This window comes from Microbacterium ulmi, assembly GCF_011759705.1.
GTDB lineage: Bacteria > Actinomycetota > Actinomycetes > Actinomycetales > Microbacteriaceae > Microbacterium > Microbacterium ulmi.
The window spans coordinates 1,777,647-1,801,624 of record NZ_JAAOZF010000001.1; the positions used below are offsets into that span (position 1 = coordinate 1,777,647).

The 23,978-nt window shown below is 71.0% G+C and carries 23 protein-coding genes; 16 read left to right on the forward strand and 7 right to left on the reverse strand.

Translation table 11 applies throughout. The annotated features are described in order from the left end of the window. Genes FHS08_RS08480 through FHS08_RS08495 form a run of 4 tightly spaced genes read right to left on the reverse strand, consistent with a single transcriptional unit; the run spans window position 1 to window position 5,401 of the window. Complete coding sequence (locus FHS08_RS08480) at window positions 1-780, reverse strand: enoyl-CoA hydratase/isomerase family protein (protein ID WP_167037953.1); 780 nt, start codon at window positions 778-780, stop codon at window positions 1-3. Window positions 781-819: 39 nt separating this feature from the next. Then, complete coding sequence (locus FHS08_RS08485) at window positions 820-3,174, reverse strand: CaiB/BaiF CoA-transferase family protein (RefSeq protein WP_167037956.1); 2,355 nt, start codon at window positions 3,172-3,174, stop codon at window positions 820-822. Further along, a complete protein-coding gene (locus tag FHS08_RS08490; RefSeq protein ID WP_167037960.1) occupies window positions 3,171-4,595 on the reverse strand; it encodes an MmgE/PrpD family protein in 1,425 nt (474 codons plus the stop codon). The genes FHS08_RS08485 and FHS08_RS08490 overlap by 4 nt, the downstream gene beginning before the upstream one ends. Before the next feature lie 35 nt (window positions 4,596-4,630). Further along, on the reverse strand, window positions 4,631-5,401 hold the full coding sequence (locus FHS08_RS08495) for a GntR family transcriptional regulator (protein WP_167037963.1): 771 nt from the start codon (window positions 5,399-5,401) through the stop codon (window positions 4,631-4,633). A gap of 278 nt (window positions 5,402-5,679) precedes the next feature. Between FHS08_RS08495 and FHS08_RS08500 the strand changes: the two genes are divergently transcribed. The 15 genes from FHS08_RS08500 (at window position 5,680) to FHS08_RS08570 (ending at window position 20,013) form a co-directional block, all read left to right on the forward strand. Beyond that, window positions 5,680-6,711: a Bug family tripartite tricarboxylate transporter substrate binding protein gene (locus FHS08_RS08500; protein ID WP_167037966.1), complete on the forward strand. Its 1,032-nt coding sequence runs from the start codon at window positions 5,680-5,682 to the stop codon at window positions 6,709-6,711. Window positions 6,712-6,787: 76 nt separating this feature from the next. Continuing rightward, window positions 6,788-7,285, forward strand: coding sequence for a tripartite tricarboxylate transporter TctB family protein (locus tag FHS08_RS08505; RefSeq protein ID WP_167037969.1), 498 nt, complete (start codon window positions 6,788-6,790; stop codon window positions 7,283-7,285). A gap of 1 nt (window position 7,286) precedes the next feature. Next, window positions 7,287-8,810 (forward strand): tripartite tricarboxylate transporter permease, encoded by a 1,524-nt coding sequence (locus FHS08_RS08510; RefSeq protein WP_167037972.1) that lies wholly within the window; start codon window positions 7,287-7,289, stop codon window positions 8,808-8,810. Further along, window positions 8,807-10,153: a CapA family protein gene (locus tag FHS08_RS08515; protein ID WP_167037975.1), complete on the forward strand. Its 1,347-nt coding sequence runs from the start codon at window positions 8,807-8,809 to the stop codon at window positions 10,151-10,153. The genes FHS08_RS08510 and FHS08_RS08515 overlap by 4 nt, the downstream gene beginning before the upstream one ends. Before the next feature lie 11 nt (window positions 10,154-10,164). Beyond that, the gene (locus FHS08_RS08520) at window positions 10,165-11,307 is read left to right on the forward strand and encodes a thiolase family protein (protein WP_167037978.1); all 1,143 of its coding nucleotides are present in this window, start codon (window positions 10,165-10,167) and stop codon (window positions 11,305-11,307) included. Between the two features lie 46 nt (window positions 11,308-11,353). Next, entirely contained in the window at window positions 11,354-11,755 is a 402-nt protein-coding gene (locus FHS08_RS08525) for a Zn-ribbon domain-containing OB-fold protein (RefSeq protein ID WP_167037981.1), read from the forward strand. 1 nt (window position 11,756) lies between these two features. Beyond that, a complete protein-coding gene (locus FHS08_RS08530; RefSeq protein ID WP_167037984.1) occupies window positions 11,757-12,467 on the forward strand; it encodes an enoyl-CoA hydratase/isomerase family protein in 711 nt (236 codons plus the stop codon). Between the two features lie 52 nt (window positions 12,468-12,519). Then, the gene (locus tag FHS08_RS08535) at window positions 12,520-13,899 is read left to right on the forward strand and encodes a 3-oxoacid CoA-transferase (protein ID WP_167037987.1); all 1,380 of its coding nucleotides are present in this window, start codon (window positions 12,520-12,522) and stop codon (window positions 13,897-13,899) included. After that, window positions 13,896-15,050, forward strand: coding sequence for a thiolase domain-containing protein (locus FHS08_RS08540; protein WP_167037990.1), 1,155 nt, complete (start codon window positions 13,896-13,898; stop codon window positions 15,048-15,050). Before FHS08_RS08535 ends, FHS08_RS08540 begins: the two co-directional genes overlap by 4 nt. Then, entirely contained in the window at window positions 15,043-15,468 is a 426-nt protein-coding gene (locus FHS08_RS08545; protein WP_208382242.1) for a Zn-ribbon domain-containing OB-fold protein, read from the forward strand. The genes FHS08_RS08540 and FHS08_RS08545 overlap by 8 nt, the downstream gene beginning before the upstream one ends. Continuing rightward, the gene (locus tag FHS08_RS08550; RefSeq protein ID WP_167037993.1) at window positions 15,465-16,079 is read left to right on the forward strand and encodes a hypothetical protein; all 615 of its coding nucleotides are present in this window, start codon (window positions 15,465-15,467) and stop codon (window positions 16,077-16,079) included. Before FHS08_RS08545 ends, FHS08_RS08550 begins: the two co-directional genes overlap by 4 nt. Beyond that, window positions 16,076-16,933 carry an amidohydrolase family protein gene (locus FHS08_RS08555; protein WP_167037996.1) on the forward strand — a complete coding sequence of 286 codons (858 nt, stop codon included), beginning with the start codon at window positions 16,076-16,078 and terminating at the stop codon, window positions 16,931-16,933. Before FHS08_RS08550 ends, FHS08_RS08555 begins: the two co-directional genes overlap by 4 nt. Continuing rightward, window positions 16,921-18,624 carry a 2-succinyl-5-enolpyruvyl-6-hydroxy-3-cyclohexene-1-carboxylic-acid synthase gene (menD, locus tag FHS08_RS08560; protein ID WP_167037999.1) on the forward strand — a complete coding sequence of 568 codons (1,704 nt, stop codon included), beginning with the start codon at window positions 16,921-16,923 and terminating at the stop codon, window positions 18,622-18,624. The genes FHS08_RS08555 and menD overlap by 13 nt, the downstream gene beginning before the upstream one ends. Before the next feature lie 322 nt (window positions 18,625-18,946). After that, on the forward strand, window positions 18,947-19,261 hold the full coding sequence (locus tag FHS08_RS08565) for a hypothetical protein (protein ID WP_208382243.1): 315 nt from the start codon (window positions 18,947-18,949) through the stop codon (window positions 19,259-19,261). A 167-nt stretch (window positions 19,262-19,428) separates the two neighbouring features. Beyond that, on the forward strand, window positions 19,429-20,013 hold the full coding sequence (locus FHS08_RS08570) for a histidine phosphatase family protein (protein ID WP_167038002.1): 585 nt from the start codon (window positions 19,429-19,431) through the stop codon (window positions 20,011-20,013). A gap of 85 nt (window positions 20,014-20,098) precedes the next feature. On the opposite strand, the gene FHS08_RS08575 is transcribed toward FHS08_RS08570, so the two are convergent. Beyond that, window positions 20,099-20,713, reverse strand: coding sequence for a TetR/AcrR family transcriptional regulator (locus FHS08_RS08575; protein ID WP_167038005.1), 615 nt, complete (start codon window positions 20,711-20,713; stop codon window positions 20,099-20,101). A gap of 110 nt (window positions 20,714-20,823) precedes the next feature. Here FHS08_RS08575 and FHS08_RS08580 point away from each other — a divergent pair, with 110 nt between their 5' ends. Beyond that, window positions 20,824-21,585, forward strand: a complete 762-nt coding sequence (locus tag FHS08_RS08580; RefSeq protein ID WP_167038008.1) for a class I SAM-dependent methyltransferase — start codon at window positions 20,824-20,826, stop codon at window positions 21,583-21,585. 66 nt (window positions 21,586-21,651) lie between these two features. On the opposite strand, the gene FHS08_RS08585 is transcribed toward FHS08_RS08580, so the two are convergent. Continuing rightward, a complete protein-coding gene (locus tag FHS08_RS08585) occupies window positions 21,652-22,902 on the reverse strand; it encodes a M20 family metallo-hydrolase (protein ID WP_341800367.1) in 1,251 nt (416 codons plus the stop codon). Beyond that, a complete protein-coding gene (locus FHS08_RS08590) occupies window positions 22,899-23,909 on the reverse strand; it encodes a dimethylarginine dimethylaminohydrolase family protein (protein WP_167038011.1) in 1,011 nt (336 codons plus the stop codon). The genes FHS08_RS08585 and FHS08_RS08590 overlap by 4 nt, the downstream gene beginning before the upstream one ends. Window positions 23,910-23,978 lie beyond the last annotated feature (69 nt).

A 23,978-nucleotide genomic window follows, 5' to 3' on the forward strand; every position in this document is an offset into this window, starting at 1 on the left:
TCAACGTCCCTCGAAGCGCGCGGCGCGGCGCTCTCGGAAGGCGGCACGGCCCTCCGCGCGATCCCGCGTCGAGCGGATGAGGCCGAAGAGCTGCCGCTCGAGCTCGAGCCCCTGTGCGAGGGGCAGCTCCTGGCTCGCGAGCAGCGCCCGCTTGACGGCGCGGACGGACAGTGGGGCGTTGCGGGCGATCGCCTCGGCGATCTCGCGGGCGCGGTCGAGCAGGCGGTCCGGGGCGACGCATTCGCTGACGAGCCCGAGCCGCTGCGCCTCCTCCGCCGACACGCGCTCGCCGGTGAGGAGCAGATGAGATGCGGCCGACATCCCGACCAGTCGCGGGAGGCGCTGAGTGGCCCCGGCGCCGGGCATGCTCCCGACCTTCACCTCGGGGAACCCGAACGTCGCTGACGTCGCCGCGATGCGGATGTCGGCGAGGAGCGCGAGTTCGAGGCCGCCGCCGAGCGCATGGCCGTTGACGGCGCACACGACGGGCTTGGTCGTGTCGAGGGAGCGGTGGAAGTGCGGACGCGGCGGGCTTCCGAAGAGCTCGTCCGCGGCGTAGTCGAAGTCGTCGAGAGCCGTGTCGTTGAGATCGGATCCCGCGCAGAACACGCGGTCTCCGGTCGCCGTGAGAAGGATGACGCGGACCGCCGGATCGGCCTCGGCCCATTCGAAGCCCCGCACGAGCTCGGCCCGAAGCGCCGAGTCGAGTGAGTTCGCCGCCTCGGGCCGGTCGATCGTGAGGACGGCGATGCCGTTCTCGGACGTCCTGATCAGGCTCATCTCAGCTCCTTCGTCCCTGCCGGCCGGCGTCGGAGGCTGTCACGCGAGAACCCCGTCCGCCTCGAGCCGGCCGATCTCGTCGGCGCCGACTCCCGCCTCCTCGAGGACCTCGCGCGTGTGCTCGCCGAGCGCGGGGAACCCCGTCTGCGGCCGCACGTCGACGTCGTCGAACCGGAAGGGCAGGGCGTTGTAGAGGAACGCGCCCACCCCCGGGCGGGGCAGACGCACCCAGTGCGCGCGATGGGCGAGTTGAGGATCGTCCTCAATGAGGTCGCGGGCGTCCTGCACGACGCCCGCCGCCACGCCGCGCGCCTGAAGCGCCTCCATGAGCTCGCGACCGTCGAAGCCGCTCGACGCCGCCGCGATGAGGGACTCTTCGTCGAGATCGGGCGCCGCGATGCCGAGCGCCTCGGAGAGGGCGCCGAGCTGGTCCGCCTCGGCGGAGATGGCGATCCAGCGATCGACTCCGGCCGTCGGGAAGACGTCGTGCACGCCGGGACGCCGCACGTCGTTCGCCTGCGGGGGCGTCGGGATGCCCAGGCTCGCGGCGAGCGCGTCCGCTCCGAGCATCGCGACCGTCGCCTCGACCTGGGAGAGCTCGAGCAGCTGGCCCTCGCCGGTGAGCGCGCGGTGGCGGAGGGCGCTGAGGGCGGCGAACGCCGCATGGCCGGGACTCGGGATGTGGTCCGGGTAGTTCGTCCCCGTCCCTATCGGCTCGCGGCCGCTCTCGCCGACGAGCGAGTGCAGTCCGCTCAGAGCCCCGATCGTGAGCCCGTAGCCCACGACGCGGGAGCGCGGTCCGCCGGCGCCCTGCATCGACATCGACACGTAGACGACGTCGGGGCGCCGGGCGCGGACCGCCTCGTAGCCGAGGCCGAGGCGCTCCATCGTGCCGGGCGCGAAGTTGCTCGCGACGACGTCGGCGCCCGCGATGAGCCCGAGCACCAGCTCGAGGCCCTCCGGGCGCTTGAGGTCGACTGTCATGCTGCGCTTGCTCGAGTTTCGGTCGGCGAAGTATCCGCTCCGGTCGACTCCCCAGATCCCATCCAGGAACGGAGGGGAGACCCGGATCTGGTCGACGCGGGCGCCGCTCTCGACCTTCACGACGTCGGCCCCCATGTCTGCGAGGGTCCGAGTGAAGTAGGACCCTGCGCCGACCCAGGAGAAGTCCACGACGCGCACGCCCTCGAGGGGACGGCGACCGCGGAGGGCCCGCCGGTCTTCGTGCGGGACCGGGGCGTCGCGGACGGCCGATGCGCTGCTCCGGCCGTCCCGGCGCAGTGCGAGGCGGGGCCGCGCCGGCGTGGCGCTGAGCTGGTACGGGGCGCCCGGCGCGCGTCCTCGCGCGGAGCCCTCCGCCGGGATGAAGAAGTCGCGCGCGAGCAGCTGCAGTTCGCGCAGCACGTCCGCCATGTCGTTCACCGGCGCGAGCGGAATCGAGCGCTCGATCGCGGCCTCGTAGAGATCCACTTTCGTGTGCGCGCGCAGGTAGGGCTCGACGACTGCGCGGAACGTCGCCTTCGCCTCGTCGCTCTCGATGAAGCTCCGCTCGGCCCATCGCGCGCCCTCGAGCAGTTCGAGCCCGGCGACGCCCTCCTCGCGCATCCAGGCGACGAAGCGGCCCCAGAACGCGGATCCCGCGGACAGGCCGAGCATGATGTACACGTAGCCGTCCGCGCAGGCGTACACGCCTCGGCCGACCTGGGAGTCCACGCCCCCGGTGCGGACGCGGACCTTCCGCTCGAGGTCCCAGAACTGGGCGGCGTTCTCCAGTCCCATGACGACGACCTCGTGGATCGAGACGTCAACGTGTCCGACGACGGGTGCTCCGCGAACGAGTCTGGCGGCGGTCGCGACGGCCGCGAAGAGCCCGGCCGCGTTGTAGGCGAGCCCCGCGGGCGGCTGAAGCGGCCGGCCGTCGGCATAGCCGCCGAGCGCCGTCATGCCGCCGAGGGCGTTGAGCACGAGCTCGTCGGCATGGAGGTCACGCCACGGTCCCGTCCAGCCGAAGGGGGTCACGGTCACCAGCAGCGTGTCGGCGAGAGCCTCCGGGACGATCCCGAGTCGTTCGAGCTCGCGAGGAGATCCGCCGGCGAGGACGATGTCGGCCGTCGCCATCGCGGCGCGGAGCCTCTCCGCCGCCGTCGCGTCGTCGTCGGGCAGTCGGAGCAGCCGCTTGGCGCTGTTCAGATAGGCGAACGAGGCGGAGACCGCCTCGCCGTCGTCGGCGAGGACGACCGGCTTCCGTCTCCTGCTGTCGTGACCGTCGCTCGGCTCGACGAGGACGACGTCGGCGCCCTGGTCGGCGAGCAGCTTGCCCGCATAGAGCGTCTGGGAGCCGCCGACCTCGACGACCGTGAGGCCCGCGAGCGCGCCCCTCTCGCGGGCGTTCATCGGATGCCCGCCGTCGCGGGCCGGAGAGTCTGGAGCACCGATCGCACGTCGTCGACGTCCTCCAGCTCCATGAGCGCGTCGAACGCAGCGCGCGCCGGCTCCTCGGCGAAGCCGCCGAAACGGGCGCACGTCATGAACTTGCCTTCGAGATCGTCCCGATCGAAGGGCGCCGAGGGGGAGCCCTTCGGATGCGCGACGGTCGCCTCCACGCGGCGGCCGTCGCGGAGCACGAGCTCGACGACGACGCGGCCGCCCGTCGCGGGGCTGCTGCGGAGGGCATCCGGATCCTCCGGCCGGAGCGCGCGATCCTCGCTCAGGCGCACCCGGCTCATGAGCTCGCGCACCGCGGGGCGCGAGACGGCGGCGTCCTCGAAGGATGCGAGGTCGAGGCCTCCGTCGGCGAGCGCCGCGGCGAGCACGTACTCCATGCTGAACTTCGCGTTCAGTCCCGTCTTCGGCTCGTGGTGGATCATCGGGTGCAGGCCGTTCTTCGGGACGGCGAGCCGGATCTCCTCGACGTCGTCCGCGTGAAGAGCGTGCCGGGCGCGCAGGGCGAGCAGGGCGTCGACGGGCCGGGCGGCGGCGTAGCAGGCGGGATAGAGCTTGAGTCCCGTCCCCGGGCTCTCGATCGCCCACGGCTCGTGCAGGGTGCGGAGGAACTCGGGTCGTGCTTCGCCGAGACCGTACAGATCGAGCAGACCGCGCTCCCCGTCGATGGCCAGTTCGTCTGACGAGACTCCGGCGAGCGCCAGGAGGGCGGCGGCGAGGCCGTTCCGCGCGGCCAGACCGCTGTGAAGCGGCTTCGTCGTCGTGCCGAAGTTGCGCTGAAGGCCCGCGACCGACGACGCGGCGATGCCGAACGCCGCGGTCAGCCGGTCGCGATCGAGCCCCAGGATCCGGCCGGCGGCCGCGGTCGTCCCGATCGTGCCCGCCGTCACGGTGGTATGCCACCCGCGCCGATAGTGGGCGACGCCGAGGGCCATGCCCGTCTTGGCGGCGATCTCGAATCCGACGAGGAATGCGTCGACGAGCTCCCCGCCCGACAGCGGCTGCTCCCGGGCGTCGCCGGCGGCGAGGGCGGCCGCCAGCATCGGGACGCTGAGGTGCCCCGACCCCGGAAGCGCGTCGTCGTAGTCGAGCGCGTGCCCCATCCAGGCATTGATGAGGGCCGCCAGCTCCACGGGAAGCCCCGCGTCCGAGCCGGACGTCCACCCCGGGCCGGCCGCCTGCGGCCACGCCGCGTGCACGTATCGCCTGCTCGCCCGCCCCGCCTCGCTGGCGTTCCCGGCGAGGATGACCGCCACCGAGTCGACGATCGGCGGGATCGCGAGCCTGCGTCCTCGGCGGTCGAGGATCGCGGGCTCGTCGCCGAGGGCGAACGCGGCAAGCGCGCGGGAGAGAGGCGGTTGGTCAGGGGACACGCAGACACTCCATCGTTCTGGTTCGGATCGGGCGATCAGGGTCTCGGCGCCGCCCCGGCGGCATCCGTCGCAGGGGCGGCGGGCGCGCGCATCGCGCCCAGGGCGACGCGCGCGGCCTCCCGGACGTGCCGGACGCATGCGCGCTCGGCGGTGTCGGCGTCGCGCCGCTCGGCGGCGCTCACGATCGCGCGGATCTCCTCCACCATGAGGGCGGGGCGGCCGGAGACGTTCAGCGTCGTCGACCGCAGGACCGTGATCCTGGCCTGGAGGCCGGTCACGATCTGGCGGATCGCGTCGCCGCCCGCTCCTTCGAACAGCACGTCGTAGAACTTGTCCTTCTGGGAGACGAGCTCCAGCGCCGGCCTCCCGGCCTCGACCAGCTCGGCGAGGCCCTCGACGGCCTCCCGCAGCCGTCGCACGTGCTCCTCCGACGCCCGCTCGGTGAACCGGCGGCTCGCCATCCCCTCGAGACGCGCGCGGATCTCGTACAGGTCGGCGGCCTCGTCGTAGCTCGGCGCGTGGATCAGCCAGCCGCGACCGCGTTCGGTGGACACGAGGCCCTCGGCGGTGAGCTGCTGGAGCGCCTCGCGGATCGTCGGCCGCGACACCCCCATGGCCTCCACGAGCTCGCGCTCGATGAGGCGTTGTCCGGGCTTGAGCTCGAGCCGGAGGATCGCGGACCTGATTTGGTCGGCGACGCCCTCGCGCACAGGCGCGATGGCGAAACGCCGTTGCCCGCCGAGCCCGGCGAGCGGTGCGCGTTCTCCAGGCTCCGGTGTGGCCGGCACGGACATGAGGTCGCTCATCGGAATCCAAACTAGAAGGGTTGTGGTCTGACGGTCAAGCATAACAGTCAGGCATCACGGAGAGAGGATTTCCTCGACAGACCGCATGTTTCCGCGGGACATCGTCGCGAAGCGAGAAACTTCTTGCGATTCATCGCCGAATTTCTGTAAGGTCGTCAGACAAGCAGCGACGTCGCTGCGTCAGGAGCAGCGTCAGGCAATGACGCGGCGACCCGACCCGTCCGCGCCCGGAATCGGCGGCCGGGAGATCGTTTTTGGCCCATGGAGGTCCACAAACCATGTTCAACAGCAGCAGCCGGCATCATCCGCGGCTCGCGAGGTTCGCGAGCGCGCTAGCCGTCGTGGCGGTCGGGGCGCTCGCCCTGACGGCGTGCGGCACGGCATCGACTCCGCCCGAAGACGACCAGGCGGACAGCGCCTGGCCCGAGCGTCGAATCGAGTACATCATCCCCTACGACCCGGGCGGGGCGACCGACGCCGCGGGCCGGGCGTTCGCCGAGCGGCTCGGCGAGGAGCTCGGCACGACCGTGGTCCCCGTCAACCAGCCGGGCGGGAGCGGCCTGGTCGGCGTCACCGCCGCCGTGACGGCTGAGCCGGACGGATACACGCTCGGATTCGGCTCGCCGGGCGGGATCCTGATCCAGCCGCTCATCGACCCCACGATCGCGACCGCGACGACAGACGACTACACGCCCGTCGCCCTGATGGGAACGGGTCCGTTCAGCCTCATGGTCAGAGGCGACGCGCCGTGGGAGACGCTCGAGGACTTCGTCGACTATGCGAAGGAGCATCCGGGCGAGCTGCAGATCGCCACCACCGGGGGCGCGGCCATCAACACGTTCGTGATCCACGCCTTCGCGGACGCGGCCGACATCGAGGTCACGCCGATCCCGTTCGACGGATCGGCCGAGGGGCAGCGCGCCCTGCTGGGCGGCCAGGTGCCGGCGTTCGTCGCCAGCGCATCCGGCGTCATCGGCCTCGTCGACAGCGGCGACCTGCGCGCCCTGGCCGTCTCCGGCTCCGAGCCGTTCGCGCAGCTCCCCGACGTCCCCACCTTCGACAGCGAGGGATACGCCGTTCCGTTCGAAGGCGCATACCTCACGATCGCGCCCAAGGGCCTTCCGGACGATGTGAGGGAGAAGCTGTTCGCCGCGACCGAGAAGATCCTCGCGAGCGACGATTGGAAGCAGTGGTGCGCCGAGAACGGCACGACGCCGAAGGAACTCGTCGGCGCCGATCTGACTGCCTGGATCGCCGATCAGCAGACGGCTCTCAAGCCGTATCTGGAGCTGGTGCAGGCTGCCGGCTGAGTCGCACGGAGCGGGCGGAGATCGCGAGCGAGCGATCTCCGCCGGCTCCGCTCGTCCGAGAACTTTAGGACTGACAATGGATAAATCCGGGACACAGCGCCGGGGCCGGCTGATCGCCGGCGCCGTGGGCGCGATCGTCGCGATCCTCTACCTCGTCATGGCCTTCCAGCTTCCGATGGGCCGTCCCGACGCCCCGAGCGCCGGCGTGTTCCCCGTCATGGTCGGCTTCTTCGTCCTGGCCGCGTCGCTCGTCATGATGGCCGAGGCGCTGTTCACCGCCCGCGTGCACGGCGACATCCGCTTCCCGAAGGGCCGTTCGCTCGTCCTCGTCCTCGTCTTCGCCGGGGCGACCGTTGCGATGACGCTGCTTCTGCCCTACCTCGGACTGCTTCTCACCGTGTTCCTCTACATGGTCGTGCTCGTGCGGTTCATCGACAAGGGCACGCTCCTCGGCGGGAGCGGGTGGATCCGTCCGCTCATCGTCGCCGCGGTCGTCGCGGCGGTCATGACCTTCGTGTTCGTCGCGTTCCTCGGCGTTCCGCTCCATGCGCTGCCGATGGGAATGGTGTACTGACGTGGATTCGCTCATCGGACTTCTGGACGGCATCGCCAGCGCGGTACAGCCGGAGCTGCTCGTCGCGACACTCGTCGGGGCCTTCATCGGGACGCTCATCGGCGTGCTCCCCGGGATCGGCCCTGTCGCCGGCTCGGCGCTCGTCCTGCCGTTCACCTTCCAGTACGGGCCGACGGTGGCGATCGCCATGGTCGTCGCCATCTACCTGGGATCCCAGTTCGGCAGCTCGACGAGCGCCGTCCTCATCAAGATCCCTGGCGAGGTGAGCTCGATCCCCGCGACCATCGACGGCTACGCGATGGCTCAGAAGGGGCGCGCGGGCGCCGCTCTCACGATCATGGCCGTGGGCTCCTTCATCGCGGGGACGATCTCGCTCATCGCGTTCACCTTCGCCGCTCCGGTGCTCACCGATCTCTCGCTGAACTTCGGCCCGGCCGAGTTCTTCGCCCTGACGGCGGGCGGACTCGTCCTGCTCGCCCGCATCTCGGGCGGGAGCCTCGCGAGCGGCCTGTTCCCCATGGCGCTCGGCATCATGCTCGGGACGGTCGGACAGGAGGCCTCGAGCGGCATCGCCCGGTTCACGTTCGACTCCGTCCCGCTGCTGCTGGGCTTCTCGCTGGTCTCCCTCGCGGTGGGGATGTACGGCATGTCAGAACTCGCGCGCGTCCTCGAGGACCCTGCGAACAACCGGCTCCCGAAGCCCGTTCCCTTCCGCGAGCTCGCACCCGACAGGACGGAGTGGAAGCGATCCCTCGCCCCGTGGGGTCGCGGGACGGTGATCGGCTTCCTGTTCGGCCTGCTGCCGGTCCCGTCGGCGACGCTCGGCGCCTTCGCCTCCTACCGGGTCGAGCAGAGCGTCTCGAAGCATCGCGACGAGTTCGGCTCGGGCGCGGTCGAAGGGATCGCCGGCCCTGAGGCCGCCAACAACAGCGCGGTCATCGGCGGTCTGGTGCCGCTGCTGGTCCTCGGGCTCCCGTTCTCGGCGACCCTCGCCCTCGTGATCTCGGCGATGCAGGTCCAGGGCATCCAGCCCGGACCGCTCCTGATCACCCAGCATCCCGAGGTGTTCTGGGCGGTCATCGGCGCGACCGCGGTGGCGAACGTGATCCTCCTCATCCTGAACGTCCCGCTCGTCGGATTCTGGGCGTCGATCCTGCGCGTCCCGCAGAAGTACCTCGTGCCGATGATCATGGTGATCGCGGTCGTTGGCACGTACAGCTACCGCAACAGCATGTTCGACGTCTACACGCTCCTCGTCTTCGGCGTGGTCGGATATCTCATGCACAAGCTCGATCTGAGCCTGGCGTCGCTGCTGCTCGGCCTCGTGCTCGGCCCCCTCATCGAGAAGTACTTCATCCAGGTCCTCTACCTCGGTCGAGGCGACCCGATGGCGTTCTTCTCCGGCATCGCCGGATGGCTGTGGGCGGCCGTGGCCATCATCCTCGTCGTGGCCGGCGTCTTCGCGATGCGCCGGCGGCGCGGCGCACGCCAGCCCCTCGTCAGCATGAGCATGGAGCAGGAATGAGCGCCGACGCCTTCACCGTCACGGTGACGGGAGACACGATCCTCAACGCCAGGGTCTCCGACATCGCCGATGCCCGGTTCCTCTCCCTCGCGGACGTCCTGCAGCGCTCGACCGTGGGCATCACGCATTTCGAGAGCCTCATCCACGACTACACGGATGCCGAGGTCTACCCCGCGGCCGAGGCGGGATGGACCTGGATGCGCTCCCCGGCGTCTGTGACCGACGAGCTGCGGTGGCTCGGCGTCGACATGGTCTCGCTCGCCTCCAACCACGCGGGCGACTACGGCGTCGGCGGCCTGCGGAGCACGTGGGCCGCCCTGGAGCGGGCGGGGATCCCGCACGCCGGGACCGGCGCCGACCTCGCCCTCGCGAGCGAGCCCGCGGTCGTCTGGAGGCACGGACGCAGCGTCGCCATGCTGTCGGCGAGCAGCTCGGCGCCCCTGTCCTCGCGAGCCGGCGCGGCGCGCCCGGGGATGAGGGGCCGCCCAGGGGTGAACCCGCTCGGCTTCCATCACCGCGTGTCCCCGGCGACCGCTCGGCGGCTGATGGACCTCGCGTCGCAGCTGGGCCTGTGGTGCGAGTTCGCGGAGGGCGGCGGACTGCTCGTCCATCCCCCCGGACTCCACAACAGTGGCGCCCGCTACGTCGTCGACGAGGCGGTGCGTGACGCCGAGATGGCCGCCGACGAGCCCGATCGCGCACGCATCCTCGCCGGGGTTCGCGACGCCGCCGCGCGCTACGATGTGGCGGTCGTGCACCTCCACTGCCACGAATGGGATCCCGTGCTCGGCCTCGAGCATCCGCCGGCGTTCGCGAGCACGTTCGCGCGCGACTGCGTCGACGCGGGCGCGACGATCGTGGTGGCGGAGGGAAGCCACGCCCCGTTCCGAGGGGTGGAGCTGTGGGGCGGAGGGGTGATCCTCCACGATCCGGGCGAGCTCTTCATGATGTCGCGGCACGTCGCGAAGCTTCCGCAGGGGTTCTTCGACCGGCAGGGCGTCCCCGCGGACGGTCTCGAGAGCGACGCGCTCGGCGCGCGTCGCGTCCGAGGATCGGATGTCACGAGCCCCCGCGGCGGCTACCGGGTGGGGCCCGTGGACGGCGGGTTCGTCGCCACGGTCTCGCTCGACGACGAGAACCGCCTCGCCGCGGTCGTGCTCGATCCGTTCGACCGCGAGCGCCACGAGGGCGAACACGGCACGGCGCCGCGATCGGCGTCGTCCGAGAACGCCGCGAGGATCCTCGCGCGCGTCGACGAGCTCAGCAGACCCTTCGGCGCCGCCGTGCGGCAGGTCGGCGGCCGCGGCCTCGTCGTCCGCGCCGACGAGAACGACAACGGATGAAAGGCATGCGCATGGGCAGATTCGAGGACCAGGTAGCGATCATCGGGGTGGGGACCACGTCGTTCCGCGCACTCGCGCAGGAGAAGGGCGTGATCCGGTCGGCCTACGACCTGGCTGCCGACGCGTTCGCGTCCGCGGTGGCCGACGCGGGCATCGAGAAGGACGAGATCGACGGGCTCTTCAGCGCTCGCGTGCCGTCGTACCTGCGGATGGCCGACGTGCTCGGGATGCGCCGTCCGGCGCTGATCAACGGGTTCGACGGCGCGGGGCGGATGAGCGCCGTGTCGCTCCAGCTCGCGGCATCCGCCATCTCGAGCGGCCTCGCGGAGACGGTCGCCCTCGTGTACGGCAACAACGGCCGATCGGCAGGCGCGCGATACGGCGGCGAGACGCCGTCGCCGACCGGCCTCTACGACGCGGTCTACGGCATGACGTCGCCCGGGGCGTCGCTCGCCCTCATGTACCGGCGCTACGCGGAGAAGAACAAGGCGCCCGACGGCGCCCTCGCGCCCTTCGCGATGAACAACCGCCGCAACGCGAGCCTCAACCCGGACGCCGTCTTCCAGACCCCTTTCGACGAGGAGGAGTATCTGGCGTCCCCCTTCATAGCCGAGCCCCTGCGGCTCTTCGACTACTGCCTCATCAACGACGGCGGCGTCGCGCTGATCCTCACCTCGGTCGAGCGCGCGAAGCGGCTCGGCAAGCCGGTGATCACGATCAGCGCGAGCGCGAGCCGCGGAGACCTCACGAACTTCTACGCGAGCGACGACGACTTCTACGCGTCGTGCCGGGCGGTGGCGGACCGTGTGTACGGTCAGGCCGGAATCCGGGCCTCGGACGTGTCCTGCGTCCAGATCTACGACAACTTCACGCCGACGATCCTGTTCTCCCTCGAGGGGTTCGGGTTCGCCGAGCGGGGCGAGGGCTGGCGGTGGGCGGCCGAGCACCCCTTCGAGTCGGACGACGCGCTCGTCGTCAACACGAGCGGCGGTCACACCTCCGAGAGCTACATGCAGGGCTGGGCCTTGCAGGCGGAGGCGGTCCGGCAGCTGCGCGGAGACTCGGCGGGCCGGCAGCTGCCGCCCCGCGAGGTCGTGCAGTACATCTGCGCCTCTCCGATCGTGACCTCGCACATCTTCCGCCGGCTCGAGTAGGGCCGGCGCACGACCCCTGACCATCTGCGACCGAGGAGTTCGAGCATTGACACCCGATGAGGAGTATTGGAACCACTGCGCGCGCGGAGAACTGCGGCTGCAGCGGTGCGACGACTGCGGAGCGTGGCTGTCCCCGCCGGCGACGAGCTGCCGCGAATGCCTCTCGACCCGGCTGACGTGGACCGCGGCGAGCGGCCGGGCGACGGTCTGGTCGTGGATCCGCATGCACCGGAAGTACTTCGCCGCGCCCGAGTTCGCGCCGCCGTACGTCGTGGGCATGGTCCTTCTCGAGGAGGGGGTACGCCTCATCTCCTCGATCGCGACCCCCGAGGGCATCCGGGATCCGGCCGTCGAGCCGGCCGTGGACGCGCCGCTGACGCTCTACTTCGACGAGGAGCCGGATGCCGAGGGTCGTCGGCTCCCGCGGTTCCGGCTGACGGAGGCCTGAGATGAGCGACCTGGTGCTCGTCGAGGAGCGCGGCGATGTCGCGCTCGTGGCCCTGAACCGTCCCGACAAGCGCAACGCGATCAGCCGCGCGCTGTCCTTCCGCCTCCGCGAGGCGCTGGCGGAGCTCCAGCGTGCGAAGGTCGTCATCCTCACGGGCGAGGGCCCCGCGTTCTGCGCGGGCGTGGACCTGACGGAGAGGCGCGATCCGAACTGGGCCGACGCGCTGGGCGTCGACGACGCCCAGCACTGGCTGGAGACGCTGCAGGCCGTGCACCGGCATCCGGCGGTCGTCGTCGCAGCCGTCAACGGACCCGCGATCGGCGGAGGCATGACGCTCGTCAATGCGAGCGATCTCGCCGTCGCGTCGGAGCGCGCGACCTTCGGCGCCCCCGAGCTCTCCTTCGGCAGCTTCCCGGCGTTGTCGGGATCGAGCGCCGTGAAGCGCCTCCTCCCCAAGCACGCGGCCCAGCTCGTCTTCACGGCGAGGCCGGTCTCGGCGGCGACCGCCGAGCGGTGGGGGCTGGTGAACGAGGTCGTGGAGCACGACGCTCTGCGCGAGCGCGCGTGGGAGCTCGCCGAGTCGATCGCCGCGTGGGAGGCGCCCGCCCTCGCCTTCGCCAAGCGCGCGCTGGACGAGCTCGCCGCCCTGGACTGGTCGCGCGCCCTCGAGCAGGGCGTGCTGGTGTCGGCGCTCACGAGGAGGCTCGCATGAACCGCGGACCCGTAGCCGGCCGCGCACGGACGAGAGTCGGGGAGGCTCGCTGATGGACAAGGTCTTCGAGAGCGCGGCGGCGGCGATCGCCGACATCCCCGACGGCGCGACGATCGCGCTGACGGGGTTCGGGCTGAGCAAGGGAATCGCGGCGAGCCTCATCGTGGCGGCCCGGGACCGGGGCGTGCGCGACCTCACCATCGTGTGCAACTCGCTCGGGTCGTCCGGGCAGATCCGGGCGCAGATGCTCGTCGAGAACCGCCAGGTGAAGCGGCTGGTCTGCTCGTTCTCCTCGCGGCCGGGCATCGTGAGCCCGTCCGACGAGCAGGTGGACGCGGGCCTGATCGAGGTCGAGCTCGTGCCGCAGGGGATCCTCGTCGAGCGCCTTCGTGCCGGGGCGGCGGGTCTCGGCGCGATCTACTCGCCTGTCGGGATCGGCACGCCCCTCGCCGCGGGCAAAGAGAAGCGCGTGTTCGACGGACGCGAGTTCGTACTCGAACCGGCCATCACGGTCGACTACACGTTCGCGCGGGCATGGCGCGCCGACCGCGCCGGCAACGTGCAGTTCCGCGGCAGCAACATCCACTTCAACACGAGCATGGCCAAGGCCGCGCGCGTGGCCATCGTCGAGGTCGACGAGATCGTCGAGGTCGGCGAGATCCCGTCGGAGGCGATCGATCTGCCCGGCGTCTTCGTCGCGCGCGTCGTGCCGAGCACCGTGAAGGCCGACAGCGCGAAAGGCACGATCCGACTTCGCCGTGCGCCGGACGCCGCGCGCACGTACAGCGGCAAGAGCGGATGGACGCGTCATGAGATGGCGCGCAAGGCGATCTCCCTCATTCCCGACGACAGCTACGTCAACATCGGGTCCGGCATGCCCGCGCTGATCGCGCAGAACGTCGGGTCGCGACGGATCGTCCTCCACGGCGAGAATGGGATCCTGGGGTACGGCGAGGCCGTCGAGGGCGCCGACGCGGATCCCGATGTGTTCGACGCCGGCGGGAACGACGTCACGGTCCGTCCGGGCACGTCCTTCTTCGACAGCGTCACATCGTTCGAGATCGCCCGGGGTGGCCGCCTCGACGTCGTCGTCCTCGGCGCCTACCAGGTCGACGAGACCGGAAGCTTCGCCAGCTACAGCCTCGGCGACCCCGTCATGGGCGGGATCGGCGGGGCGATGGACCTCGTCGCCGGCGGGCGGGAGCTCGTCGTCATGATGGAGCATCAGAGCAGCAAGGGCACGCCCAAGCTCGTCGAGCGCTGCACGCTTCCCCTCACCGGCGCGGACTGCGTGACGACGGTGGTGACGGACATCGGCGTCTTCCGGCGGAGGGAGGACGGCTTCCACGTCCAAGAGCTGGCCGACGGCTTCACGTTCGAGGACGTCCAGGCGCTCACCACGCTCCCGCTGCGCAGGGGAGCGGGCGAGTGAGCATCCGCGGAGCGGCGTACATCGTCGGCGCCTGCGAATGTCCGGACCGCGTGATCCCCGACCGGTCGACGGCGCAGCTGCACGCGGAGGTGGCCGTCGGGGCGCTCGCCGACGCCGGCCTGTCGCTCTCCGACGTCGACGGCTTCGCCTGCACCGGCGATCTGGACGCGCTTCCGCTCGCACTCGCCGAATACCTGGGCCTGCGGCGCCTGAAGTACGTGGACAGCACGATCACCGGCGGATCCTCGCCCCTCGTGCAGCTCGGCCACGCCGCCGCGGCGATCGCACGCGGCCAGTGCGAGGTCGTCCTCATCTCCCTCGCCCAGCGCGCCCGATCGGCGCCGGGCGACCGCGACCGCGGCGGCAACCCCGAGGGGCCTTTCGAGGAGGTCTACGGCCTCAACACCATGGGCTCGTACGCGCTCGCCGCCGCCCGGCACATGTACGAGTTCGGCACGACGAGCGAGCAGCTCGCGTGGGTGAAGGTCGCAGCCTCGACGCACGCCCAGCACAACCCGAACGCGTTCCTGCAGAACGTCGTGACGGTCGAGGAGGTCCTCGCCTCCCCGGTGCTGTCCGACCCCCTCCACCGGCTGGACAGCTGCGTCGTCACGGACGGCGCCGGTGCGGTGGTCCTCGTGTCCGCGGCCGTGAAGGACAAGCTCTCCCGCCGGGCGGCGAAAGTGCTCGGACAGGCGGAGACCGTCAAGGGGACGGACAACGGACGGATCGATCTCACCTACACGGGTGCGCGCTGGACGGGGCTGCGGGCGTTCGAAGAGGCCGGCTGCGCGCCGGGCGACATCGACTACGCGTCGATCTACGACTCGTTCACGATCACCGTGATCGAGTCGATCGAGGATCTCGGATTCTGCGAGAAGGGCGAGGGCGGGCGGTTCGTGCAGGACGGCGGGCTCATCGCACCTTACGGACGGCTGCCCTGGAACACGGACGGCGGCGGTCTCAGCAGCAACCATCCGGGCAAGGGAGGAATGATGAGGCTCATCGAGGCCGTTCGCCAGATCCGGGGAGAGGCGAACCCCGCCGTGCAGGTCCCCGACTGCTCGCTGGCCGTCGTGCACGGCACGGGAGGGCAGCTGGGGACGCGAATGGGCAGCGCGACGGTCGTCCTGGGGGTGGAGGATGCCTGAGAGCGAAGGGATCCTGCCTGTCCCCGGCATCAGGGTGCTCCCGGAGATGACCGCCTTCTGGGATGCGATGCGCGAGGACGTACTGCTTCTTCCGCACTGCGTCCGCTGCGCACACGTCGTCTGGGCTCCCCGGCCGTACTGCCCCGAGTGCGGCTCTCTCGAGGTCCGTTGGGAGCCGGCGAGCGGCGGCGGCGCCGTCTACAGCTTCACGGTGAATCGGCGCGGCAAGGGGTTCAACCGCAGGTATGAGGAGATCGGGCCGTACGTCGTGGCGTACGTCGAGCTCGACGAGGGGCCGCGCGTCCTCACCAACATCGTGGGATGCGCGGTCGACGACGTCCGGATCGGCCAGCGCGTGCGCGCGGTCATCCAGCACTCGGGCGAGGACAGCATCCTGCGCTTCGCCCCGGCGGAATGACGGGGGCGCGCATCGACATGGGGTCGGGGATTCTGACCGAGCGGTTCGTCGTCGAGCCGTCGGCCGAGGGGGTCGCGGACGAGCGGTTCGAGCAGGCGCGTGCGGGCCGTCTCGAGCGCCTGGGAGCGCGCGCGGTGACGAGATTCCGCTCCTACGCGAGCCCGTTGGAGCACCTCGCGATCTGGGAGCTCGACGACGTCCGCGCCGCCCTGTCCGCGGCATCCGCCCTCGCGCGGTGGGAAGAGCTCCCCACGGCGCATCCGCCCGCGGCTCCGCCCCCGGAGGCAGCGGAGCCGGGCATCCGGTTGGTGACGATGGAGATCCCCGAGGAGCGCTGGTCGGAGTTCGACTCCTGGTACGCCGAGGATCACATCCCGACGCTCATCGCGCGGCCGGAATACCTCGGCATCCGGCGATTCAAGGCGGTCGGAGGCTCCACGTCTCTCGCTCTCTGGTATCTCGCCGACGGCGGTCTGCACACGCGGCCCGGTTTCGTCCCGGCCGCACCGACCGAGCGGGGACGGCGCGTCCAGACCTTCCGCACCGGCTCGGCCCATTCGTCGTGGGCGGAGATCCGCGCCGGTCTGCCGGCGCCGGGAGCGGCCGGGTGATCGTCGACGCCGGCGTTCACCTGTGGGAGCCCGAGAGCCCCGAGCGGTCGTGGCCCCCGGGGCGCGAGGCGCCTCAGCGGGCCGAGCCGTTCGGGGCGGACGAGATGCTGGGGATCATGGACGCGCACGGGGTCGATCGCGCGATCATCGTGCCACCCATCTGGATCGGGGAGGACAACACGGACGCGCTGGCGTGGGCGCGGAAGCTTCCGGAGCGCTTCGCCGTGATGGGGAGGATGCCTTTCGCGTCGGAGTTCGCGGGCGCGCTCGCGACGTGGCTCGACGAGCCCGGGATGCTCGGCCTGCGCCTGAGCTACCCCGCGTCCGTGTACGGCGACTGGCTGGACCACGAGCGGACGCGGTGGTTCTGGGACGCCGCGGAGGCGTCGCGCGTCCCGCTCATGATCCTCTGCCAGAACCAGGCCTCGCGCATCGACCCGATCGCACGCGCGCACCCCGGGCTGCCCATCATCCTCGACCACGTCGCGCTCAGGAACGTGCGGGTGGAGCGGGAAGCCGGTCGCAACGCGGACCCGGCGGAGAGGATCGCGGACGTGATCGCGCTCGCGCGGCACCCGCAGGTGTTCGTGAAGTTCTCGTCGCTCCCCTACTACTCCGCCGAGCCGTATCCCTATCGGGATCTCGACGGGGTGCTCGAGCGCGTGGTGGACGCCTTCGGCGTCGACCGCATCATGTGGGCCTCCGACCTGTCGCGCATGAGTCTCATGAGACGTCCCCCGTCGTACTCGGAGATCCTGGGGCACGTCCGCGACGGCATGCCCTTCCTGAGCCCGCACGAGCGCGCCGCGATCCTCGGGGACAATGCGCTGCGGATCCTCGGATGGACCGTCTGAGCGCGGTCGTGGGTCGATCACGACCCGGCGCCGCGGTCGTTTCGTCGCGCGCGATCGAGTCGCCGGCGACGGATGCCGCGGCCGCCCTGCTGGCCGCGCTCGTCGCGTCGGGCGTCCGTCACTTCGTCGTGAGTCCCGGGTCGCGCTCGCAGGCGCTCGCGCTCGCCGCGGCGGAGCTCGAACGACGCGGCGCCGTGCGTCTGCACGTGCGGATCGACGAGCGCGTCGCCGGCTTCACCGCTCTTGGCATCGGCCGCGAGACCGGCGCGCCCGCCGCCGTCGTCTGCACGTCGGGCACAGCCGCGGCGAACCTGCTGCCCGCGGTGCTCGAGGCGCACCACGCGGGCGTGTCGATGCTGCTGCTGACCGCGGACCGCCCGTCCGAGCTGCGCGGGGTCGGCGCGAACCAGACCACGCGCCAGCCCGGCATGTTCGCGCCGAACGTGCGCTTCGAGGTCGATCTTGCGGCGCCCGAGGCGATCGACGCCGACGGCGGCGGTGTGCAGAGCGCGATGCTGCGCGCGGTCGCCGCCGAGGCGGTCGCGGCGGCGCTCGGCGCGGGCGCGCGCTCGGCGGGGCCCGCGCATCTGAACCTGCCGTACCGCGAGCCGCTCGGCGGCGATCTGCCGCCGTGGCTCGGCGTGTGCGGCGTGCGCGAGGCAGGGCTCGCCGCGGAGGCCGTGGAGCCCGAGCCCCGGCCGCATCCGCTCCCACGCGGACCGCGCACGATCGTGCTCGCCGGGGCGGATGCGGGGACGGACGCCGAGGCGCTCGCGCGCGCGGGCGGCTGGCCCCTGGTCGCCGAGGTCGTCAGCGGCGCCCGGTTCGGGCGCAACCTCATGCACGGCTACCGGGCTCTCGTGGCGGATCCCGCGCTCGGGGGGAGGATCGAGCGCGTCGTGGTGTTCGGGCATCCCACCCTCGCCCGCGAGACCGCCGCGCTCGTCTCGCGTCCCGACGTCGAGGTGCTCGCCGTGCGCGGACCCGGCGAGCCGCTGAACCTCAACGGCGCGACCGTCGCCGTCGACGCCGTGCGCGTCGAGCCGGGCGAGGCGGATCGCCGGTGGCTCGGGGCGTGGATGCGCGCGTCGCGCGCGGCATCCGCCGATCTCTCTGCCGCCGCCGGCGGTTCCCCGTCCGCGGCGCCGATCGACCGCGCCGCGCTCGTCGACGCGGTGTGGCGCGCGACCCGGCCCCGCGACCGGCTCGTGTTCGGGTCGTCCACCCTCGTGCGCGTCGCCGACGCCGTGCTCGTCGGCAAGAAGATCCCGGTGCACGCGAACCGAGGCCTCGCCGGCATCGACGGCACGATCGCCACCGCGACGGGGGTCGCGCTCGCGAGCCAGACCGGCGGACGCCCGGGGGTCACGCGCCTCCTGCTGGGCGACCTCGCCGTGCTGCACGACGTCGGCGCGCTGCTGCTGCCTCCCGGCGAGCACGAGCCGCGGCTGCAGGCGATCGTCGGAAACGACGGCGGCGGCACGATCTTCGACGCCCTCGAGGTCGCGAAGATCGCCGGCCCCGACGCGATGGACCGCGTGCTGTACGCGCCGCACAGCGTCCGGCTCGAGCACCTGGCGCTCGCGTACGGCTGGGAGCACGAGCGGGTCGCGACCCGGGCGGCGCTCGACCTGGCGCTCGCCTCGCCGGCGGGGCGCCGGCGGCTTATCGAGGTCCCCCTCGAGCGCTAGCTGATCCACTGCTCGAGACCCGCGATGAGCGTCCGGAGTTCGAGTTCGTGGGGCCCATTGAGGCGGGCTCTCGTGACAGTTCGGTCGGTGGCTGGAACGGCGCAGTCGAACGGATGTGCATCCGACACTCGCAAGATTCCGCGTGAACGCCGGACTCGTGGACACCGGCTGGAAAAGCCGTGAGGTCCGCGGTCGTCCCTATGGTGGGCACAGACGCGCCGTTCATCGGCAGCGCAGGGGCAGCTTCCGCTCGACGACCTGGACGATGAGCCTCCCGGTGAAGGCAGATCAATCGAGTAGGCGTTCGCCGCCGGTGGATTGATTGCCAGAGCTCTTCATCGCAGGCAGCGTCCTTGTCGCACCGACCGGAACGCAGCAGTGGGTCGCCGCGACGGCCAGCGGATCCGCGGGGGAGACAGTCGGCGTAACGGATGCCGCGGGCACCGTCATCGCCTCCTTCCCAGCCGGTCGGGCCTTCGGCGCCGTCTTCTACAGCGGGCCGGCCGTCGCGGACGGCGGCAGCTACACGATCACAGTGAACGGCGCGTCGGTCGCGACAGTCACCGAGGGCACGAACGTGTCAGGCGGAATGGGCGGACCTGGCGGCGGGCAAGGAGGCGGTGGCCGGCGACCCTGACCTCTTGCTCGGAGAGGTGGTGTCATGACGTCGGCGCTGACGAGGAACCCGCAGGAGTGACACTTCTGACCAGGCTCTGGCTCCGCGTTCGTGAGGTCGCGCATGGAGTGATCACGGATTACGCGATGTGCGCTCGACTCGCACCCGCTTTGAGCGAGACTGCTTTCGTGTCCAGAATCCTGCTTGTGCGTCATGCCGAGGCGGACGGTCACGACGAGGTCGATCCAGCACTCAGCCCGCTCGGGGTCCGTCAGGCTGAGGCGCTGGCAGGGCGGCTTGCCGGCGAGAACATCCGTCAGGTGCTGACCAGCCCGAGGCGGCGCGCCCGCCAGACGGCAGACCTGATCGCGAGACGAATCGGTCGCTCCGCCACCTCCAGCGATCTACTGGAGGATCGCACGCCGACTCCTTGCGCTCCTCGGTGGAACGACTATCCGTCCCACCGATGGGAATGGCTGCGCGATGTCCCCGACGACGAGCGCGATGAGGACGGCGTCATGCTGAGCGCGGCGTGGTCTCGGATCGTTGAACAGTGCTCAGAGGTCGGGTGGCTCAGCGCCGACGAAACGCTTGTGCTGGTCACACATGCCTTCGTGGTGAGTTGGTTCGTGTGTCGGGCTCTGGACGCTCCCCCCGCCGCCTGGATGCTGCTACCCGTGGCCAACGCGAGCATCACGGAGCTGGCGGCCCGGCCGCACGGCGAGTACGCCGTCGTCGGATTCAACGACGTGGGACATCTCGTGCGCCACTGACCGGTGACGGCATCCCACCGTGAGGCGATGCCGAGGGCTGGGGTGATGCTCCACGCTCATCACGGACTTCACCACCTGGTGCGGATCATCCGCGCTCGGACGGGTCCTCGGCGCCTGGCTCAGCGCCGACGACGACGGCAGCGACGACTTCCTGCACGGCTGACTCGTCAGGAAGCCCGCCGAGCTCGCCGGCGAACAGCAGATGCCCCGTGCCGACGAGTGCGTTCGCCACGGCGGCGGGCGCCGCGCCGGCACGGATCCGGCCGACCCGCTGCTCGGCGGCGAGATAGCCGGCGAGGCCGTCGACCGCCTCTGCGAGCATCGGAATCCCCCGACGGGCGCCTCCCTGCAGACGCGCGCGGAGCTCGTCACGGGAGAGCACGAGACGGACGAGCGCCAGCCCGAGCGGGTCGAACAGCTGGAGCAGAGCTTCCGAGAGGTTCCCGATCACGGTCCCGCTGCCGGCCCGATCGCTCAGGTCGGCCGACAAGGCATCGACCGCGGCGATCCGCTCGCGAACGAGCGTCGCGAGGAAGTCGTCGAAGTCGGCGAAGTGCCGGTGGAGGACGCCCTTGGCGACTCCGGCCTCCTCGGTGACGGTGCGGCTCGTGAGTCCGGCCGGCCCGTCGCGCACGAGCGCTCGCTCCCCGGCGGCGAGAAGCTGGGAGCGAGGGTCGCGCAGGGCCACACCGGTCGGCATCCGCGCTCCGTCTCCTTGTGAATGGGCAGTCGCCCACCTAGAGTGGGCGCATGGTCACTCTACCTCCTTCGACACCTCGGGCGGATGACGCCGCCTACCGTCACCCCGAGATGGCCCAAGCGTTCGGATCGGATGCCGAGAAGTACGACCGCGTACGGCCCCGGTATCCGGCCGAACTCATCGACGCCATCGTCGAGCGGCTGCCCGCCCGCTCGATCCTCGATGTCGGGATCGGCACCGGCATCTCGGCCGAGCCGTTCCGCGACCGTGGGTTCACGGTGCTCGGCGTCGAGCCTGATCCGAAGATGGCGGCGGTCGCACGGGCCAAGGGCTTCGCGGTCGAGGCCGGACGATTCGAGGAGTGGGATCCCGAAGGGCGCACGTTCGACGGCGTCGTCGCCGGGCAGACCTGGCATTGGATCGATCCCGTCGCGGGCGCGGCGAAGGCCGTGAGCGTGCTGCACCCTGGCGGTCGGCTCGCCCTCTTCTGGAACGCCGTCGTCCCGTCGCCGGAGGTCGCCGCCGAGTTCGCGAAGGTCTTCGCGTCGCTCGACACGGGCCTGCCCTTCAACCCGTGGAGCGCGGCGGCGCATGCCGATCCCTACGGCCCGGTCATCGACCAGACCGCCGACGGGCTGCGCGCCGCCGGCGCATTCGGACCGGTGGAGCGCCTGGCCTTCGAGTGGCAGTCCACCATCGCGCGCGACGACTGGCTCGAGCAGGCATCGACCGCCGGCGGCATCAACCGTCTTCCGAAAGACAAGCTGGACGCGCTCCTCGGGGGGATGGGAGCGGCCATCGACGCCGCCGGCGGGACGCTCGTGATCGACTACACGACGGTCGCGGCGATCGCCGTGCGACTGTCCGATTGACGCACGCAGCGTCCGGCAGCCGGAGTCCTGCCGCTGCCTCGGCCCTCTCGTGCGCGAGGGCCGTCGTCAGGGTCGATCCAGTGCACCGTCCGCGAGGCGTGCGGCGACGTGCGTGAGCACGTCGAGGCCGGCGAGCATCGCGGTGTCCGTCGTGTGCTCCCGCTCGTTGTGCGAGATCCCGTCCTCGCTCGGAACGAACATGAGCACGGTGGGCACGACGTCCTTCACGTTCGTCGCGTCATGACCGGCGAGCGTCTTGACCCGCGCGTGGGAGAAGCCCAGCGCCTCGGATGCCTCCTCGACGAGGCGCACTCCGCGCTCGACGAAGGGACCGGCGCCCCACACGCTGCTCGAGACGAACTCGACGCGCGTGCGGGTCGCCTCCTCGATGGCACCGATCCTCTCCGTGAGCAGAGCGAACGCCCGCTCGAGCTCCGCCGTCGTCTCTGCGCGCAGATCGATGAGCATGCGGACCTCGCGAGCGATCGTCACGGGCGAGTTCGGCTCGACGTACAGCTCGCTCACGGTCGTGTGCAGGGCCTCGATCGGGAACTCGCGCACGAGCTCGTTCACCGCGACGACGAGATGGGCCGCGCCCAGGAGCGCGTCCTTCCGGTCCGCCATGCGCATCGAGCCGGTGTGTCCCTGCTCGCCGTGGACGACGACCTCGTACTTGTGAGCGCACCACGTCGACGCGACGGCCCCGATCGCGATGCCCTGCTCGCTCATGGACGGGCCCTGCTCGATGTGGATCTCGGCGTATGCCGCGAGTGCGGGGATCTCGGACGCGCCTGCGCCCAGCTCCAGGCGCGCAAGGGCTTCGCGCACCGTGACCCCCCGTGGATCGGCCGTGTCGAGTGCGGCGCCGAGAACGAGCTTGCCGGTGTGGACGCCTGATCCCATCATGCTCGGCTTGAAGCGGCATCCCTCCTCGTTGAACCAGTCCACGACGGCGAGATTGTGCGTGGGCACCGTGCCGGCATCGCGATGCCTGGCGACGATCCTCGAGGCTGCGTGCAGGCCCGCCAGCACGCCGTAGGCGCCGTCGTACCTTCCCGCCAGCGGCTGACTGTCCAGGTGCGACCCGAGCAGCACGTAGGGCGCCCCCGGGGTGAACTCATGGATGCCGAAGAGGTTGCCGATCGCGTCGAGCCGGACGTCGAAGCCGTGCTCGGCGAGGAGGTCGCGGAACCAGGTGCGGACCTCGCCGTCCTCGGCGGTCGCGGCCTGCCGCTCGACGCCGCCGCCGGCGGTCGCGCCGATCTCGCTCATGCGTGCGAAGTCCCGCAGGAAGGGCACGCCCGGGGAGTCGCTCACGACCAGTCCCTCTGCAGTTCCATCGTGGAGCAGTGCAGGCCTCCGCCGTTCTTCAGGATCTCCCGGTACGGCGTCGTCAGCACCTGCACGCCCTTCGCGGCGAGGAGGTGGGCGGTGCGAGGCAGGTGCTCGGGCACGACGACGCGACGACGGTCGAGGACGAGGAGGTTGCTCGCCCACTCCTCTGCAGGGTGCACCTCGAGGATCTCGACGCCCATCGCCTCGAGGGCGCTCCGGTAGTCGTACGGGACGACGCGCGGATTGACGAGGGCCAGATCGTCGTCGATCATCGACGAGCACATGTCGAGGTGGATGACGTAGCCCGGCAGCGAGACGCGGGTCAGTCGGATGCCGTGGATCTCGAGCAGGTGCTTGAGCTGCCGGTATCCCTCTGGAGTGGTCCGCACGGACGTGCCGAGGAACGCATGGTCCCTCCTCACCTTCACGAACGTTCCGCCCTCGACGATCCCTTCGCCCGTGATGGTCCCCAGGATCGGCATCCCGGCCTTGGCGACCGCCTTCGCGATCGTCTGCTCCTCACCGCGGCGCATGCGTGCCGCGGTGCGACCGATGATCGCGCCGCCGGGAATCGTGACGAGCGGATCGCGGGTGTACACGGCCTTCGGGAACGAGTCGAGGTCCTCCGCGTAGACGACCTCGACGCCGTTCTCGCGCAGCAGGAGGGCGAACGCGTCGTGCTCGGCACGGATCCTGTCGACATCGGGCAGCTCGGAGCCGGTCCAGTAGCCGCCGGCGTTCGGCGCCACGAACGCATCGACCGCCGGGTCGTACATGTCGGGGGTGAAGTCGCCGAGGCACGCGGACGGGCGACGCATCAGCACCGTGCGGAGTCGGCTGACCTCGTCCGCCGCCCCCCATCGACGACCCCACGTGGATTCGATCTCGGAATGGTCTAAGAAGGCGGGCACCCCTTCTGGGCCCATCAGCCGATGGAAAAGCCCGCCCGACACCTCCATCGTGGAGTCGAACTCGGTCGCCGAGGGCATGACGTCCTCCTTTTGTCTGAGAGTCATCTATTACACAACTGAAGTTACATAACAGGCACCTTGCAGAGT